13 protein-coding genes are annotated in these 15715 nt (G+C 72.4%); 7 read left to right on the plus strand and 6 right to left on the minus strand.

All coding sequences use genetic code 11. The features are described 5' to 3' along the window. The first annotated feature begins 61 nt into the window (after positions 1-61). Positions 62-1870: a flavin-containing monooxygenase gene (locus RBJ77_RS57685; protein WP_372352269.1), complete on the plus strand. Its 1809-nt coding sequence runs from the start codon at positions 62-64 to the stop codon at positions 1868-1870. Positions 1871-2102: 232 nt separating this feature from the next. Next, positions 2103-4313 (plus strand): MMPL family transporter, encoded by a 2211-nt coding sequence (locus RBJ77_RS57690; protein WP_372352270.1) that lies wholly within the window; start codon positions 2103-2105, stop codon positions 4311-4313. Positions 4314-4552: 239 nt separating this feature from the next. Here RBJ77_RS57690 and RBJ77_RS57695 read toward each other — a convergent pair whose 3' ends face one another. After that, positions 4553-5140 carry a TetR/AcrR family transcriptional regulator gene (locus RBJ77_RS57695; protein ID WP_372352271.1) on the minus strand — a complete coding sequence of 196 codons (588 nt, stop codon included), beginning with the start codon at positions 5138-5140 and terminating at the stop codon, positions 4553-4555. 118 nt (positions 5141-5258) lie between these two features. On the opposite strand from RBJ77_RS57695, the gene RBJ77_RS57700 reads away from it, so the two are divergent. Both RBJ77_RS57700 and RBJ77_RS57705 read left to right on the plus strand, forming a co-directional pair. Continuing rightward, the gene (locus RBJ77_RS57700) at positions 5259-6020 is read left to right on the plus strand and encodes a class I SAM-dependent methyltransferase (RefSeq protein WP_372352283.1); all 762 of its coding nucleotides are present in this window, start codon (positions 5259-5261) and stop codon (positions 6018-6020) included. A 112-nt stretch (positions 6021-6132) separates the two neighbouring features. After that, positions 6133-6336, plus strand: a complete 204-nt coding sequence (locus tag RBJ77_RS57705) for a hypothetical protein (protein ID WP_372352272.1) — start codon at positions 6133-6135, stop codon at positions 6334-6336. Positions 6337-6386: 50 nt separating this feature from the next. Here RBJ77_RS57705 and RBJ77_RS57710 read toward each other — a convergent pair whose 3' ends face one another. The 5 genes from RBJ77_RS57710 to RBJ77_RS57730 form a co-directional block, all read right to left on the minus strand. After that, positions 6387-7826: a family 43 glycosylhydrolase gene (locus RBJ77_RS57710; protein WP_372352273.1), complete on the minus strand. Its 1440-nt coding sequence runs from the start codon at positions 7824-7826 to the stop codon at positions 6387-6389. Positions 7827-7941: 115 nt separating this feature from the next. After that, complete coding sequence (locus RBJ77_RS57715; protein WP_372352274.1) at positions 7942-8883, minus strand: carbohydrate ABC transporter permease; 942 nt, start codon at positions 8881-8883, stop codon at positions 7942-7944. Between the two features lie 2 nt (positions 8884-8885). After that, positions 8886-9791: a carbohydrate ABC transporter permease gene (locus RBJ77_RS57720; protein ID WP_255971270.1), complete on the minus strand. Its 906-nt coding sequence runs from the start codon at positions 9789-9791 to the stop codon at positions 8886-8888. Between the two features lie 32 nt (positions 9792-9823). After that, positions 9824-11167, minus strand: a complete 1344-nt coding sequence (locus RBJ77_RS57725; RefSeq protein WP_372352275.1) for an extracellular solute-binding protein — start codon at positions 11165-11167, stop codon at positions 9824-9826. A 57-nt stretch (positions 11168-11224) separates the two neighbouring features. Beyond that, positions 11225-13048, minus strand: a complete 1824-nt coding sequence (locus RBJ77_RS57730) for a glycoside hydrolase family 2 protein (protein WP_372352276.1) — start codon at positions 13046-13048, stop codon at positions 11225-11227. 183 nt (positions 13049-13231) lie between these two features. On the opposite strand from RBJ77_RS57730, the gene RBJ77_RS57735 reads away from it, so the two are divergent. From RBJ77_RS57735 to RBJ77_RS57745, 3 genes are all read left to right on the plus strand, one after another. Continuing rightward, a complete protein-coding gene (locus tag RBJ77_RS57735) occupies positions 13232-14254 on the plus strand; it encodes a LacI family DNA-binding transcriptional regulator (protein ID WP_372352277.1) in 1023 nt (340 codons plus the stop codon). Positions 14255-14520: 266 nt separating this feature from the next. Then, a complete protein-coding gene (locus RBJ77_RS57740; RefSeq protein WP_372352284.1) occupies positions 14521-15192 on the plus strand; it encodes an HNH endonuclease family protein in 672 nt (223 codons plus the stop codon). Then, positions 15189-15485, plus strand: coding sequence for a hypothetical protein (locus RBJ77_RS57745; RefSeq protein ID WP_372352278.1), 297 nt, complete (start codon positions 15189-15191; stop codon positions 15483-15485). The genes RBJ77_RS57740 and RBJ77_RS57745 overlap by 4 nt, the downstream gene beginning before the upstream one ends. Positions 15486-15715 lie beyond the last annotated feature (230 nt).

The following is a 15715-nucleotide window of genomic DNA, read 5'->3' on the forward strand; positions in this document are numbered from 1 at the left end:
CCCACCCTTGCGCCGCGCGGACGCCGCGCGCCCTCCCCCCCCACGAGAGGAACCCGCCTCCATGACCCTGCCGCAGTGCGACAGTCCCCCCACCCCGCAGGAAGCCGCGGCGCTGCGCGAGCGCTATCGCGCCGAACGCGAGCGCCGGGTGCGGCCCGAGGGCCCGGGCCAGTACCGGGCCACCGACGCCGAGTTCGGCTGGTTCGCCGCCGACCCGTACGCCGGCGACGTCGCCGACCGCGCCCCGCTGCACGACGTGGTCGACGTCGCGGTCGTCGGCGGCGGCTTCGGCGGCATCCTCGCGGGCGCACGACTGCGCGAGCAGGGCGTGGCCACGGTGCGCGTCGTCGAGCAGGGCGGCGACTTCGGCGGCACCTGGTACTGGAACCGCTACCCCGGCATCCACTGCGACATCGAGTCGCACGTCTACCTGCCGATGCTCGACGAGACCGGCTACGTACCCGAGTGGAAGTACGCGCCCGGCGAGGAGATCCGCCGGCACGCGATGCGCATCGCCGAGCGGTCGGGACTGTACGAGCACGCGCTGTTCAGCACCGCCGTCACCGCCCTCACCTGGGACGAGCCCACCGCGCAGTGGATCGTCGCGACCGACCGGGGCGACGCGTTCCGCGCGACCCACGTGGTCACCGCGACCGGCACCCTCACCGAACCCAAACTCCCCGGCATCCCCGGCATCGAGGACTTCCGCGGCCACACCTTCCACACCTCGCGCTGGGACTACGGCTACACCGGCGGCGGCCCCGACGGCGGGCTCGTGGGCCTGAAGGACAAGCGGGTCGGCGTCGTCGGCACCGGTGCCACCGGCGTCCAGGTCGTCCCGATGCTGGCCGCGGACGCCGGTCACCTGTACGTCTTCCAGCGCACCCCGTCCTCCGTCGACGTCCGCGGCCAGCGCCGTACGACACCGGGCGACGTCGGCGCGGACCGGCCGGGCTGGTCGGCCGAACGGCGGGAGAACTTCCTGCGGATCGTCTCCGGCGAGCACGCCGGGCGGGATCTGGTCGCCGACGGCTGGACGGCGTCCGCGAGCCTGCTCGAGAAGCTGCTGCCCAGCTTCCGCCGCAACGGCGAGCCGGACTTCGAGGCCGCCTACGAGGCCGCCGACCACGCCACCATGAACCGGATCCGCGCACGCGTGGCCGCGGAGGTCACCGATGCCGCCACCGCCGCGGCCCTCCAGCCCTGGTACCGGTACGCGTGCAAGCGGCCCACGTTCTCCGACACCTACCTGCCCGCGTTCAACCGGGACAACGTCACCCTCGTGGACACCGCGGACTCGCACGGCATCGAGCGGATGACCGAGCGCGGGGTGGTCGTCGACGGGACGGAGTACGCGCTCGACTGCCTGGTGTTCGCCACCGGGTTCTCCGTCGGCGTCTCCGGCGTCACCTCCGGGCGGCTGCCCGTCACCGGCCGCGACGGCGTCCAACTGCTGCACGCGTGGGCCCGCGGCGGACCGCGGACCGTGCACGGATTCACCAGCCACGGGTTCCCGAACCTGATCCGGATGGGCTCCCTGCAGAACGCCAGCAGCGTCAACTTCACCCACGTCCTGGACGAGCAGGCCGTGCACGCCGCCGCACTGATCGCCGCCGCACTGGCCGAGGACGCCGTCCTGGAACCCACCCCCGAGGCCGAGGACGCCTGGCTCGACGTCTGCGCGCGGGACGCACCCGACCACGAGGCGTTCCACGCCGAGTGCACTCCGGGCTACTACAACCGCGAGGGCCGCGGCCGTCCGAACGGCCCCACCGCCTACCCGCACGGCGCCGTCGCCTTCCACGAACTGCTCCGCGACTGGCGCGCGAAGCACCTCGGCGAACTGCTCCGAAGCCCCGGGAAACCCTGATACGACACTGCTCCTGGGGGTCTACACGTATCTGTCCCGGCTCCTCCCCGGGTATGACACCCGCCGCCCGCTCCTACCGCAGGAGTGGGCGCGGAGTCGGGCTCAGAGGCTGACCTGAGGGGCCGGGCGGGCGGTGACGATAGAGGAACGATCCTGCCGACCCCCTGACGTGCACCGACGCACGGCGGGCGGTCGCTCCTGCCCCACGACCCCGACGGGAGCCCCTTTCGCCGTGGCTACGTTCCTCTACAAACTCGGGCGGCTGTCCTTCCGGCGCCGCCGCTATGTGGCGCTGTTGTGGGTGCTGCTGCTCGGCGGGATCGGCTTCGCGTCGTCGGCCGCACCCGCACCGCCCGCCGACTCCTTCTCCATGCCGGGCACCGAGTCGCAGAAGGCCTTCGACCTCCTCGACCAGAAGTTCCCGGCCGCCAGCGCCGAGGGCGCGACCGCCCGCGTCGTCATCCGCGCCCCCCAGGGCGAGAAGCTCACCGACCCGGCCCCCAAGGCCGACGTCCAGAAGCTGGTGACGGCCCTGGGCGACGGCCCGCAGGTCGCCTCCGTCGCCGACCCCTACAAGGCGAACGCCGTCAGCAAGGACGGCACCACCGCCTACGCCTCCGTCACCTACAAGGTCGCCGGCACCGAGCTGACCGACCAGGCGCACGAGGCCCTGACCAAGGCCACCGACGACGCGCGCGCCGAGGGCTTCACCGTCGAGACGGGCGGCGACGCCGTCGAGGCCGAGCAGGAGATGGGCGGCAGCGCCGAGCTCATCGGCATCGCGATCTCCGCGGTCGTCCTCATCATCACCTTCGGCTCGATGGTCGCCGCGGGCATGCCGCTGCTGACCGCCATCATCGGCGTCGGCATCGGGGTCTCCGGCATCGCGGCCCTCGGCAGCGTCCTCAACCTGTCCAGCACCACGTCCACGCTGGCCACGATGATCGGCCTCGCCGTCGGCATCGACTACGCCCTGTTCATCGTCTCCCGCTTCCGCGCGGAGATGGCCGAGGGACGGGAACCCGAGGAGGCGGCGGGCCGGGCCACCGGCACGGCGGGTTCCGCGGTCGTCTTCGCCGGACTCACCGTCATCGTCGCCCTCACCGGCCTGTCCGTCGTCAACATCCCGATCCTCACGAAGATGGGCCTCGCCGCCGCGGCGACCGTCGCCATCGCCGTGGTCATCGCGCTCACCATGATCCCGGCGCTGCTCGGCTTCGCCGGCCGCAAGGTGCTGCGCCGCAAGGACCGCAAGAAGCCCGCGCCCGCCCAGGGCGCGCACGGGGGCAAGCCGAACCTCGGCACGCGCTGGTCGAGCTTCGTGCTGCGCCGCCCGGCCGCCGTCCTGCTGGCCGGCGTCCTCGGCCTCGGCGCGATAGCGGTCCCGGCCACCAGCCTGGAACTGGGCCTGCCCGACGAGGGCACGTCGGCGCCGGACACGACGCAGCGCAAGGCGTACGACATGCTGTCCGAGTCGTTCGGCGCGGGCTTCAACGGCCCGCTGATGGTGACCGTCGACGGCAAGGGCGCGGCCGCCGCCGCGAAGACGGTCGGCGACTCGCTCGCCAAGGTCGACGGCGTCGCCGCGGTCGCCCCCGCACAGGTCAACCAGGCCGGTGACACCGCGATCATGACGGTCGTCCCGACCACCGGGCCCAGCGACCACGAGACCGAGGAACTGGTCAAGACGATCCGCGCCGAGGCCACGGCCTGGGAGGCGGACACCGATTCCGACGTCCTGGTCACCGGCCAGACGGCCATGACGATCGACTTCTCGCAGACCCTGAACGACGCCCTCGTGCCGTATCTGCTGCTCGTCGTCGGCCTGGCCTTCCTGCTCCTGATGCTGGTCTTCCGCTCGATCCTGGTGCCCCTCAAGGCGGCGCTCGGCTTCCTCCTGTCGGTGGCGGCGGCGCTCGGCGCCGTGGTCGCGGTCTTCCAGTGGGGCTGGCTCGCGGACATCGTGGGCGTCGACCAGCCGGGCCCGATCATGTCGATGATGCCGATCTTCATGATCGGCGTGGTCTTCGGTCTCGCCATGGACTACGAGGTGTTCCTCGTGACCCGGATGCGGGAGGCCTACGTCCACGGGGCGCGCCCCGGCGAGGCCATCGTGACCGGTTTCCGGCACGGCGGCCGGGTCGTCGGCGCCGCCGCGGTCATCATGATCAGCGTCTTCTCCGGCTTCATCATGGAGAACAACGACATGATCAAGATGATGGGCTTCGGCCTCGCCGTCGCCGTCCTCTTCGACGCGTTCGTGGTCCGGATGGCGATCGTGCCCGCGGTCATGGCCCTGCTCGGCAAGTCGGCCTGGTGGCTGCCCCGCTGGCTCGACAAGCTGCTGCCGAACGTCGACGTCGAGGGCGAGAAGCTGCACAAGAGCCTGACCCCGGCGCCGACCGCGCAGGACGACCGCGAACTGGAGTCCGTCCGCGGCTGAGGTCTCGCCACCCCGCGCACAGGGGCCCGCTCCGGTCACCGGAGCGGGCCCCTTCGTCATGAGCGGCGGCCACGTCGGACACACCCGCACAGTGTCGTGACCGCCGCCTGGACGCGCGCCGTCGAGCCGCGTCCACCGTCCTCAACCGCCCTACGCACACCGGGGTGACGGCCGGCCCACGGCCACCGCTCGGACGGTCGTCCGGTCGATCGCCTGTACCCGGCGAGCCGGGTCCTCGCTCACCCGGCGAGCGCCCCGGCGGTGACGGACTCGACGACCTTGCGCACGGCGCCGTCCGGCGGTTCCTCGTCGCGGCCCGCGAACAGCAGATGGGCCGTCCCGATCAGGGAGAGCGCGAGCATCTCGGCGTCGGCCCCTGGCACGATCCGGCCCAGCTCCCGCTCCGCCCGCAGATATCCGGTCAGCGCGGCCGTCGCCTGCACCAGCACCGGCACCCCCGGCTGCCCCGCCGCGCGCAGCCTGGCCCGCAGCCCGTCGCGGAAGGTGACGAGGCCGACCATCGACACGGCGACCGGCGTGAACAGCTCCGTGAGCGCGTCCGTGAGGTGGTCGACGACGTCCCCCGACCCCGCGGACGTCCGCAACGCCCCGGCCAGCGCGTCGATCCTGCCCACGCGGTCCAGCACCAGCTCGGCGAGGAACGCGTCGAAGTCCGTGAAGTGCCGGTGCAGCACGCCCTTCGCGCAGCCCGCCTCGGCGGTGACCGCCCGGCTCGTCAGCGCCGCCGCGCCGTCCCGCAAGAGGACTCGCTCGGCCGCGTCGAAGAGCTGTCCCCGCACGTCCCGTAGCGCCACACCGGTCGGCACCTGCGCATCTCCTTCGTCGACTGGGGCAACCGTAGACGAGTGGGCAGGTGCCCACTAGGGTGGGCGCATGCCCACTCAGTCACGTACGCCCGCCGAAGAGCCGCACAGGGCCCGCCACATGGCCGAGTCCTTCGGCGCCGACCCCGAGCGCTACGACCGGACCAGGCCCCGCTACCCCGACGCCCTGGTGCGCCGGATCGCCGATGCCGCGCCGGGCCCCGCCCTCCTCGACGTCGGCTGCGGCACCGGCATCGCGGCCCGCCAGTTCCGGGCGGCCGGCTGCACCGTCCTCGGCGTCGACGCCGACCCGCGGATGGCCGCCTTCGCGCGGGCCGGCGGGCTCGACGTCGAGGTGTCCGGCTTCGAGACGTGGGACGCCGGGGGCCGCACCTTCGACGCCGTCGTCGCGGGACAGACCTGGCACTGGATCGACCCGGTCGCGGGCGCCGCGAAGGCCGCCGACGTGCTCGGGCCCGGCGGCCGCATCGCCCTGTTCTGGAACGTGCACCGGCCCGACCCCGACCTCGCGGCGGCCTTCTCGGCCGCCCACCTCGCGGCGCTGCCCGACGCCCCGCGCAACCCGTGGGCCCGCGCCACCCTCGACGCGTACGGCCCGATCCTCGCCGCGGTGGCCGACGGGCTGCGCGCCGACGGCTCCTTCGACGCACCGGAGGAGTGGCGCTTCGACTGGGAGCGGACCTACACCCGGGACGCGTGGCTGGAGCAGATGCGCACCAGCGGCGAGGCCGGCCAGTACGCGCCGGAGCGGCTGACGGCCCTGCTGACGGGCACCGGCGCAGTGATCGACGCGCTCGGCGGCACGTTCACCATGCCGTACACGGCCGTGGTCGTCACCGCGACGCGGTCCGTCCCCGCCTGACTGTCAGTGCCGGGTGCTATCCCTGGAACACGACAGGCGAACACCAGGTACCCATGACGGAGGAGTCATCATCCAGGACGGTCGACACCGGCGTTCCGGGCAGGACCTGTGCGTGCGGCGGCACCCGGAGACACAGGTCGAGTGCCTCCTCGCCGACACGCACTACCCGCGCCCGCACTACGCGCTGGACGGGACGACGTGGCACGACGGCCTGTGCGGCACCTGCCACGGCAGCGGGAGCCGGGACGGCGAGGTCTGCGGCGCCTGCCACGGCGGCGGGTTCTGCCTGCTGGAGATCGAGATCGAGGAGGACTGAGCCCCGGCTCCCCGCCGGCGGCGGGGAGCCGGGGCCGGCCGGTCCGTGGATCAGTCCGTGTACACCTCGGCGCGGTCCACGCTCACGAACGCGGCGCCGGCCGACGCGTTGCGCTCCCCGGTCACCCGGACCCGCAGCGTGTGCGGGCCGTTCGCCAGGCGCGGGCTGAGGTACTGCAGGGTCTCGCCGGTGCGGATCGCCCCGTAGAAGTCGACCCGCTGCTCGGGCCCGCCGTCGACGCTGATCGCGGCGATCCCGTTGCCGGTGTCCTTCACCGACAGCAGCGCGATCCGGGTGCCGGTGAAGCTGAACGTCGCGGTGTTGCCCGCCCGGTCGCTCCAGTGGTCGTCGCTCCAGAAGCACTGCGCCGCGCAGCCGGTGCCGGAGTTCCAGGTGCCCGTGTACGCGACGGACCCCGAACCGCTGGAGCGGCCGTCGTCGTTGATCCAGTGGTTCCCCGATCCGGGGTCGCCGGAGGGCAGGTTCTGGGTGGCGCCCATGGCGAGCGGCGTGCCGAGGTTCGGGCTGCCGTCCGCGTTCCACGTGATCTTCTGGGCGCGGGTGGTGCGGTTGTCGTACGTGTACGTCGACGTGGTCTTCGCGTGGTAGATCAGCCAGTCCTCCTTGCCGTCGGGGGACGTGAAGAAGGCGTGGTGGCCCGGGCCGAACACGCCCCGGTCGTCGGCGCGGGAGAAGACCGGGCCGGAGCGCTGCCTCCAGTTGCCGGGGACCAGCGGGTCGGCGCCGTTCGGCAGCGACATCATCCACACCTGGTAGTCCGGCTTGCCCGTGTCGCAGGTCGAGTACGTCATCCACGTACGGCCGTTGCGGTTCAGGAACTCGGGCCCCTCGCGGACCTCGGGGCAGCCGCCCGCCGCGTCGATCGCGACCGCGTCGCCCGAGACCGTGTACGGGTTGGACATCGGCGCGATGTTGAGGCCGTTGTGCTGGTAGGGGTTGATGCCGCTGTAGGCCAGGTAGAGGCGGCCGTCGTGCTGCAGGATGCCCGGGTCGATGGCGAAGTCGTTCGCGTGGTTGGGCGGGGTGAGCTTCGCCTTGAAGTGGTACGGACCCGCCGGGTCGTCGCGCTCCGACTCCAGGACGTAGAGCCGGTGGTGGTCGTCCGTGCCGTCGTCGGCCGTGTAGTAGAGGTACCAGCGGTTGCCGAAGCGGTAGAACTCCGGCGCCCAGATGTGCTGGTTGCGGGAGGCCTCGGTGTCCGTCCAGACCGTGATCGGGTCGGCGTCCAGCAGCGTCGCCAGGGACGGCGAGCGCCACATCCGGATGCTGTCGCCCTGGGTGGTGGTGAGGTGGTAGGCCCCGTTCGCGTAGGCCAGGAACGGGTCGGGGCCCGTGTTGAGCGGATTGCGGAAGGTGGTGGAGGCGGCGGCCGGTGCCGGCTTCTGCGCGGCGGCCTGGGGTGCGACGAGCAGACCGACGAGCAGGGCGAGCAGTGCGGTGACGAGGGCGGTACGGGGCCGTGCACGCATGAGCGGCTCCTTACATCGATGTAAGTCCCACGGCTTCAGGACGGTAGGGAAGGGAGACGGAGGTGTCAACGAGGCGCCAGGGGCGGCGGGTCGGCCACCCGGCGGGATCCCGGTCTCACTGGCCGCCGAGACCCGTGGTGGCCACCGACTTGACGATGTGCCGCTGGAAGAACATGAAGACCACGACGAGCGGCAGCGCGGCGAGCACGGCCGAGGCCATCGACTGCGCGTACTGGACGCCGTACGCGTCCTTCACCGACGTGATGCCGACGGGCAGCGTCATCAGGGACGGGTCGGACGTGGACACGAACGGCCACAGGAAGTTGTTCCACGCGCCGATGAACACGAAGATCGCGACGGCCGCGAGCATCGGCCGCGACAGCGGCAGCAGCACCGACCAGAAGATCCGCCAGTGCCCCGCGCCGTCGATCCTGGCCGCCTCCTCCAACTCCCTGGGCAGCGAGTCGAAGTGCTTCTTCAGGATGAACACCATGACGGGCGCGACCGTCTGCGGCAGGATCACCGCCGCGTACGTGTCGAGCAGGTGCAGCGTCAGCATCTGCTGGAACCACGGGACGATCAGGATCTGCGGCGGCACCAGGACGGCCGCGACCGTGAGCACGAACAGCCACCGCCGGCCCGCGAACAGCGTGCGCGAGAAGGCGTATCCGGCCATCGCGGAGACCAGTACGGTGATCACGGTGACGGCGGCCGCGATGAGGAAGCTGTTGAGCATCCACAGCGGCAGGTCGCCGCGCTCCCACACGGTGCTGAACGCCGTGAACGTGAGGCCGTGCTCCGGCCACAGCCAGTGCAGCGGATCGCTGGCGTCCTGCTCCGACTTGAGCGCGGTGAGCACCGCCCACGCCATCGGCAGCAGCCACACCACGGCCCCGATCGCGAGCACGGCGAGGGCCAGGACGCGCGTGGTCCTGCCCGCCCCGAGCGTCAGGTTCGTCCGGGTCCTGGCCGGGCGCGGCGGGCGTCCGAACGGCCTTACGGGAACGGCGCGTCGAGGCGCCGACGAGGTGCGGACGGGGGTCTCGGTGGAGGTCATGGTCACTTCTCCCGGCGGCGGAGTGCGAAGAACTGGGCGGCGGAGGCGAGGACGACCAGGGCGAAGAAGATGTAGCTGATCGCCGAGGCGTAACCGAGCCGGTAGCCGGTGAAGCCGACGTCGTAGACGTACTCGACGACCGGGCGCGTGGAGTTGTTCGGGCCGCCCTTCGTCATCAGGTACACCTGGTCGAAGACCTTCAGGGACGCCAGGACCTGCAGCACCGTGATCACGACCGTGATCCGGCTGAGCTGCGGCAGCGTGATCGACCACAGCCGGCGCCAGGCCCCGGCGCCGTCGATGGCCGCCGCCTCGTACAGGTGGTCGGGGACCGACTGGAGCGCGGCCAGGTAGAGCAGGAAGTTGAAGCCGACCGTCCACCACAGCGTGGTGAGGGCGATGGCCCACATGGCCACCGACTCGTCGCTGAGCCAGGCGTACTGGGTCAGGCCGAGGGCGTCCAGGAGGTGGTTGTAGAGGCCGAGGTCCGGCTGGTACAGCCAGATCCACAGCAGGCCGACCACACCGACCGGCAGCAGGTACGGCGCGAAGAACGCGAGCCGCCACACCCACTGCCCCGGCAGTCCGGTGTGCACCAGGAGCGCCATGCCGAGCGCCACCACGACCAGCGGGACCGTCGACAGGACGGTGAACCAGACGGTGTGGCCGAGCGCCCGCCACATCTCCGCGTCCCGGAACGCCTCGGTGAAGTTGTCGAGGCCGATGAACGACGGGGCGTGCGCCGACAGGGCCCGGTCCGTGAGGCTCATCCACAGCCCCTGGCCCAGCGGCCAGACCATGAACACCGCGAACAGGACGAGGAAGGGGAGCGCGAAGAGCAGACCGGGGGAGAACAGCCGCCGCAGCGCCGGGAGCCCCGGCCTGGGCGAGGCGTGGGGAGAGGACATCGTCGTGCCTCCTGCGAGGTGGTCGCGGCCGGTCAGGCCGGGCTGGGCTTGGCGAGGAAGGTGTTCAGGCGCCGCACCATCGCGCGCGCCGCACGGTCCGGGGCGAGACCGTCGAGCAGGGCCTGCTGGAGGACCTGCGACATGGCGTTCTGGAAGTCGGAGCCCGCGCCCGCGAACCACACGGCGGGGTCGAGGACGACGTGGTCCGCCGCCGACTTGTAGTGCTCCTGCGGCAGCAGGGCGGCGTACTCCGGGGTGCGGGTGATCGGCTCGTACGCCGGGATGTGACCGGCCGTCGCCCAGATCTGCCCCGCCTTGAGGAGCGCCGCGATCGCCTGGTGCGTGCGCCGCCGGTGGTCCTCGTCGGGGTGCTCGCGGTGCGGCAGCACGAACGAGTGCGAGTCGGCGTACACGGCCGGGGTGCCGAAGACGGTCGGCATGGGCGCCGCGCCCACGTTCTTGTCCGCCGCCCGGAACGTGCCGAGCTCCCACTCGCCGGACAGGATCATCGCGGTCTGCCCGTTGGTGAACGAGGCGAGTCCCGCCGCGTAGTCCAGGCGCTTGGGGTTCGCCCGGCCGTCGACCAGCTTGGCCATGAACGCGATGACCTCGGCCATCCGGTCCACGTCCACCTCGGCGGGACCGCCCGCCGGCAGCGTGAACGCGCCGCCCGTCTGCCGGTACAGGCCGTAGAACAGCCGCCAGCCCTGGGCCGTGTCCGTGGCGTAGCCGAAGGCGATGCCCTGCTTGCCGGACGCCTTCGCCAGCTCCCGCCCCGCGGCGAGGAACTTGTCGGGCGACGAGAACGCGTCCGCGTCGAGCGTGCCGTCCTTCGTCAGCAGTCCGGCCTTCCGCACCGGCTCCGGATGGAAGAAGACGATGAACGGGTGGGTGTCCAGCGGGATCGCGTACGTGCGGCCCTCGTACTGGGTGCGTGACCACACGGCGTCGGCGAAGTCGCTCCTGCGGACGCCGAACTCGGCCAGCAGGTCCAGGTCCCACGGGTCCACGAGACCGGTCGGCGCGTAGCCCGCGAGGCGCGACAGGTGCGCGACCGCGACGTCCGGGCCGCGCCCGCCGGCCGAGGCCATGGCGAGCTTCGTGTAGTACGGGGTGCCCCACTCCAGGACCGTGCGCTCGATGCGCGTGCCCGGCATGTCGGGCCGGGCCTTGCGCACCATGTCGTTGAGCAGGCCGCCGTCGGCCCCGCTGAACAGGTCCCACAGGCGCACGGTCGAGTCGCCGGCCGCGAGCGCGCTGCCGCAGCCGCTCAGCGCTCCGGCGCCGAGGACCGCGGCCCCGGCACCGAGCGCGGCCGTCAGAGCGCGTCGTCTGGTGAGTGCGGGGCGACCGACGGAGGCGGGTGTGCCGGTCATAGGGCTCTCCTTACATCGATGTAATACGCGGATGGGGGCAGGCGGTCGAGGGCCGGACTACTCGGCGTCCTCGAACGCGGCCGGGCGCAGCTGGGCCCGGCGCAGCACGGTGGTGTCGACCTTCTCGGTGCGGTCGAAGCGGTACACGCCGTTGCGCTCCTGGAAGACGTCCGTGAGCTGGGTGTAGCAGTAGCCGAACATGTCCGGGTCCTCGAGCAGCACGCCCGTCAGGCCGGTGAAGCGCTCGACGAACTCCTCGGCGGTGCGCGGCCGTTCGCCGTACCCCCAGGAGGCGTCGCGCTCGTCGCCCGCCGCGTCGGCCGCCTCGGGGTCCCACCAGATGCCGCCGAACTCGGAGCAGAAGTACGGCTGACCGCGGTACGGAACGGACCAAGTGCGGCCTTCGGGGCCGGAGTTGACGTGCGGCCTGTCCTGCGCGAGGCCGTGCATCACCTTGGCGAAGGCGGCCGGGTCCTGCTCGTAGCAGTGCGAGTCGTACACGTCCGTCTCCAGCACCCGGTGCGCGTACCCCGACGCGTCGATCACCGGACGGGTGCCGTCGGCCTGCTTGGTGGCCAGGAACATGGCCCGCGTGACGTCGTCGAGCTGGGTGATCCGGTCGTGCAGGTTCTGGTACGTCTCGTTGAGCGGGCACCAGCCGACGATCGCCGGGTGCGAGTAGTCCCGCTCGACGGCCTCCAGCCACTGCGCGACGTACGAGGCGTCGGGGCGCTGGTTGTCGTCGCGGGCGCCGACCTCGCAGCCCCAGTCGCCGAACTCGCCCCAGACCAGGTAGCCCAGCCGGTCCGCGTGGTACAGGTACCGCTCCTCGAAGACCTTCTCGTGCAGCCGGGCCCCGTTGAAGCCCGCGGCCAGGCCGAGTTCGATGTCGCGGACGAGCGCGGCGTCGGTCGGCGCGGTCATCAGGCCGTCCGGGTAGTAGCCCTGGTCGAGGACGAGGCGCTGGAAGACCGGCTCGCCGTTGAGGAGGAGCCGCTTGCCGTCGACGGCGACCGAGCGCAGGCCCGCGTAGGACGTGACCCGGTCCACCGGCGCGCCGTCTGCGTCGACGACGTCGAGCGCGAGGTCGTACAGGTGCGGGTCGGCCGGCGACCACGCCCGCAGCCGGTCCTCGGGCACGGTGAGCGCCAGCCGGGGGCTCAGGCCGAGGTCGGCGCGGGTCTCGGCGCTCACCACGGTGCCGTGCTCGTCCGACAGCGTGGCGCGGACGCGGTGCCCCGGCGCGTTGCGGCTCAGCGGCAGCTCCAGGAAGAACGAGCCGGAGGCCAGGTCCGGGGTGATCCGCGGCCGCTTCAGGGCGACGCTCCGCGGCACCGGCTCCAGCCACACCGTCTGCCAGATGCCGGTCGTCCGGGTGTAGTGGCAGTGCGAGTTGGCGTACCAGGTGGCCTGCTTGCCGCGGGCCTGCGGGCCGTGCCGGGTGTCACGGGCCCGTACGACGAGCGTCAGCTCCTCGCCGGCGGCGGCCACTTCGCCGAGGTCGGCGGTGAACGGCGTGAAGCCGCCGCGGTGCCGCGCCACCTCGACGCCGTTCGCCCACACCGTGGTGTCCTGGTCCACCGCGCCGAAGTGCAGCAGCACCCGGCTGTCGTCCCACTCGGCGGGCACGGTGACCGTGCGGCGGTACCAGACGGCCTCCAGGAAGTCGGTGTCCCCGACCCCCGAGAGCTCCGACTCGGGACAGAACGGCACCACGATGCTGCCGGTCAACTCGCGCTCCCGCAGGCCGCGTTCGAGGCCGGTGTCGGAGCGGTCGATCTCGAACTGCCAGACGCCGTTGAGATTGAGCCAGGCCTCGCGGACGAACTGCGGGCGCGGGTACTCGGGCCGGGGCGTGGTGGCGGGGGTGGGGACAGGCATGGGACTCCTTGCCGCACGGGGTGTCGCGGGAACGCGTGGACGAGCGTCAGCAACGCGGTGCTGATCGGTGCGCGCCCATGGCACCATGAGGATTACATCGATGTAAATGTGCGGGACGGTCAAGGATCCGCCCCGAAACCGATTCGTGATGGTCGATACGATCGCGGGTGGCAGACGGAAGGAATGGACAGCGTGGCGGCCAGACCCAGGATCAAGGACGTGGCGGAGTACGCGGGTGTCTCGCCCAAGACGGTCTCCAACGTGATCAACAACTTCGAGCACGTCTCGGACCGGACCCGCGAGACGGTGAAGGAGGCCATCGAGGCGCTCGGCTACCGGGTCAACATCGCGGGCCGGCAGCTCCGCCAGGGCCGCACCGGCATGATCACCCTGGCGGTCCCCGAACTGGACGTCGCCTACTTCGCCGAGCTGGCCAAGCACGTGATGGCCGAGGCGGACCGGCGCGGACAGACCGTGCTGCTGCACCAGACGAACGGGGTGCGCGAGCGGGAACTGGCGGCGCTGCACGGCTTCGACGCCCAGTTCACCGACGGAGTGATCCTCAGCCCGCTCGCCCTGCACCCCCGTGACGTGGCCACCAGGGACCGCAGGCTCCCCGTGGTCCTGCTCGGCGAGCGGCCCGCCGAGGGCAGCACCGACCACGTCGCCATCGACAACGTCGCCGCCGCGCGCGAGGCCACCGCGCACCTGCTGTCCCGCGGCCGGCGCCGGATCGCCGTCGTGGGCGGGACGGTGCGGGGCCCGCAGGGCACGGACCGGCTGCGCACCGACGGCTACCGCGAGGCGCTGAAGGAGGCCGACCTCCCCTTCGACAGCGACCTCGTGGTGCCGGTGGACGCGTTCCACTGGCGCGACGGCGCCCGGGCCGCGGCCGCCGTGCTGGACGCGGACCCCCGCCCGGACGCGCTGCTGTGCCTCAACGACCACCTCGCCCTGGGTGCGTTGCGCGCCCTGTACGAGCGGGGCGTGAGCGTGCCGGGCGAGCTCGACGTGGTGGGCTTCGACGACATCGAGGCGTCACGGTTCAGCGTGCCGAGCCTGACGACGGTGGCCCCCGACAAGCGGGAGATCGCCCGGGCCGCGGTGGCGCTCCTGCTCGACCGGGTCGACGATCCGGACGCGAGCCCGTTGCAGGACTACGTGGTCGGGCACGAGATCATCGTGCGGGAGAGCACGGGGGGTTGACCGGGGCCGGGTGGCGGGGCCGGCTCGGGTGGCCGAAGTGACGGGGGCGACCGGCGTGACCGCAGTGGCGGGCTGGTCCGCCGCCCGGCGGAGGCCCGGTGAACATCCCGCCGCCGAATGTGAACGCGCTGTCGAAGTGCCCCCGTGCGCACACTGGCGCCCCATAGGGTGCGGACGTGCGAAGTGCGACAGACGGAACGAAGCGGGTCACGGGGCGTCAGGCGCGGCGCAGGTACGGGAGTTCGGGGCTCGTCGCCCTGCTGCTCCTGACCGGGTGCAGTGCCGCCGGGTCCGGTGACGGAGGCGGCGGAGCGGACGGGGCGGGGAGCGGCGGGCCGTCCGCGTCGGCGAGCGGGGCCGCCGGGCCGGCGGCGGGCACCGGAACGCTCCCGGGCCTGCCGACGGTGGGCAGGGCCCGCACGGAACTGGCCGATCTCAAGGTGGCGCCCCACGGCTCCATGTCCGGCTACAGCCGCGCCCGGTTCCCGCACTGGGCCGAGCAGGGCGACGACTGCAGCACCCGCGAAGTCGTCCTGGAGCGGGACGGCAAGGACGTCGAGCGGGACGCCGCGTGCAAGCCCGTCTCCGGGACCTGGGTCAGCGTCTACGACGGAAAGACCTTCACCGACGCCGGTGACCTCGACATCGACCACACCGTGCCGCTGGCCAACGCCTGGCGGTCCGGCGCCGACTCCTGGACCCAGGAGCAACGCAAGGCGTTCGCCAACGACTTGACGCACCCTCAACTCCTGTCGGTGTCCGCCTCGTCGAACCGGTCCAAGGGCGACCAGGGCCCCGACGAGTGGCAGCCGCCGGTCAAGACGTACTGGTGCGCCTACGCCCGCTCCTGGGTGGCGGTGAAGTCGACGTACGAACTGACCGTGACCGACGCGGAGAAGGACATGCTCGACCGGATGCTGGGCACCTGCTCCGCATGACCGACGACGCACGGGACGAGCGGATCGAGGGAGCGGTGCGGGCCGGGCCCGGCGGCGCCATGACCGACGAGGTCGGGGTCATCACCGGTGACGTCACCGTCGTCACGGCCCGCCGCGCGGACGGCGCCGCCCACGTCGCCGTCCAGTACACCGGCGCCGACGAGTGGTACACGCTCACCGGCAGCCCGGTGCCGGTGCCGCCCGGCGGTCTCGGGGCGCTCCACGACGAGGTGCTGCGGCGCGTGCGGCGCGGGGGAGCGGCCGAGGTGCCCCCGCAGCCCGACGACGGCTGACGCCCGGCCGGGCATCACCGGCGAAGCGACCGCCGACGGTCGACGCACCGCGGCGGAGCTGACCGCACCCCGCCTACTGCGTCCGGTGGACTGCGGGCGGCACACCGGCGACGTCGCCCGGAAGAGCCCGGTCCATTTTGCGACAGTCGGTCAATGCGATGGGCGGGACGCGTAGGGAGTGCGGCGGCGCTGCTGGCGGCAGTCGTGGCCGGGGCCGGGCCGGGTCATGC

This window comes from Streptomyces sp. KL116D, assembly GCF_030766975.1.
In the GTDB taxonomy this organism is placed as follows: Bacteria; Actinomycetota; Actinomycetes; order Streptomycetales; family Streptomycetaceae; genus Streptomyces; species Streptomyces longispororuber_A.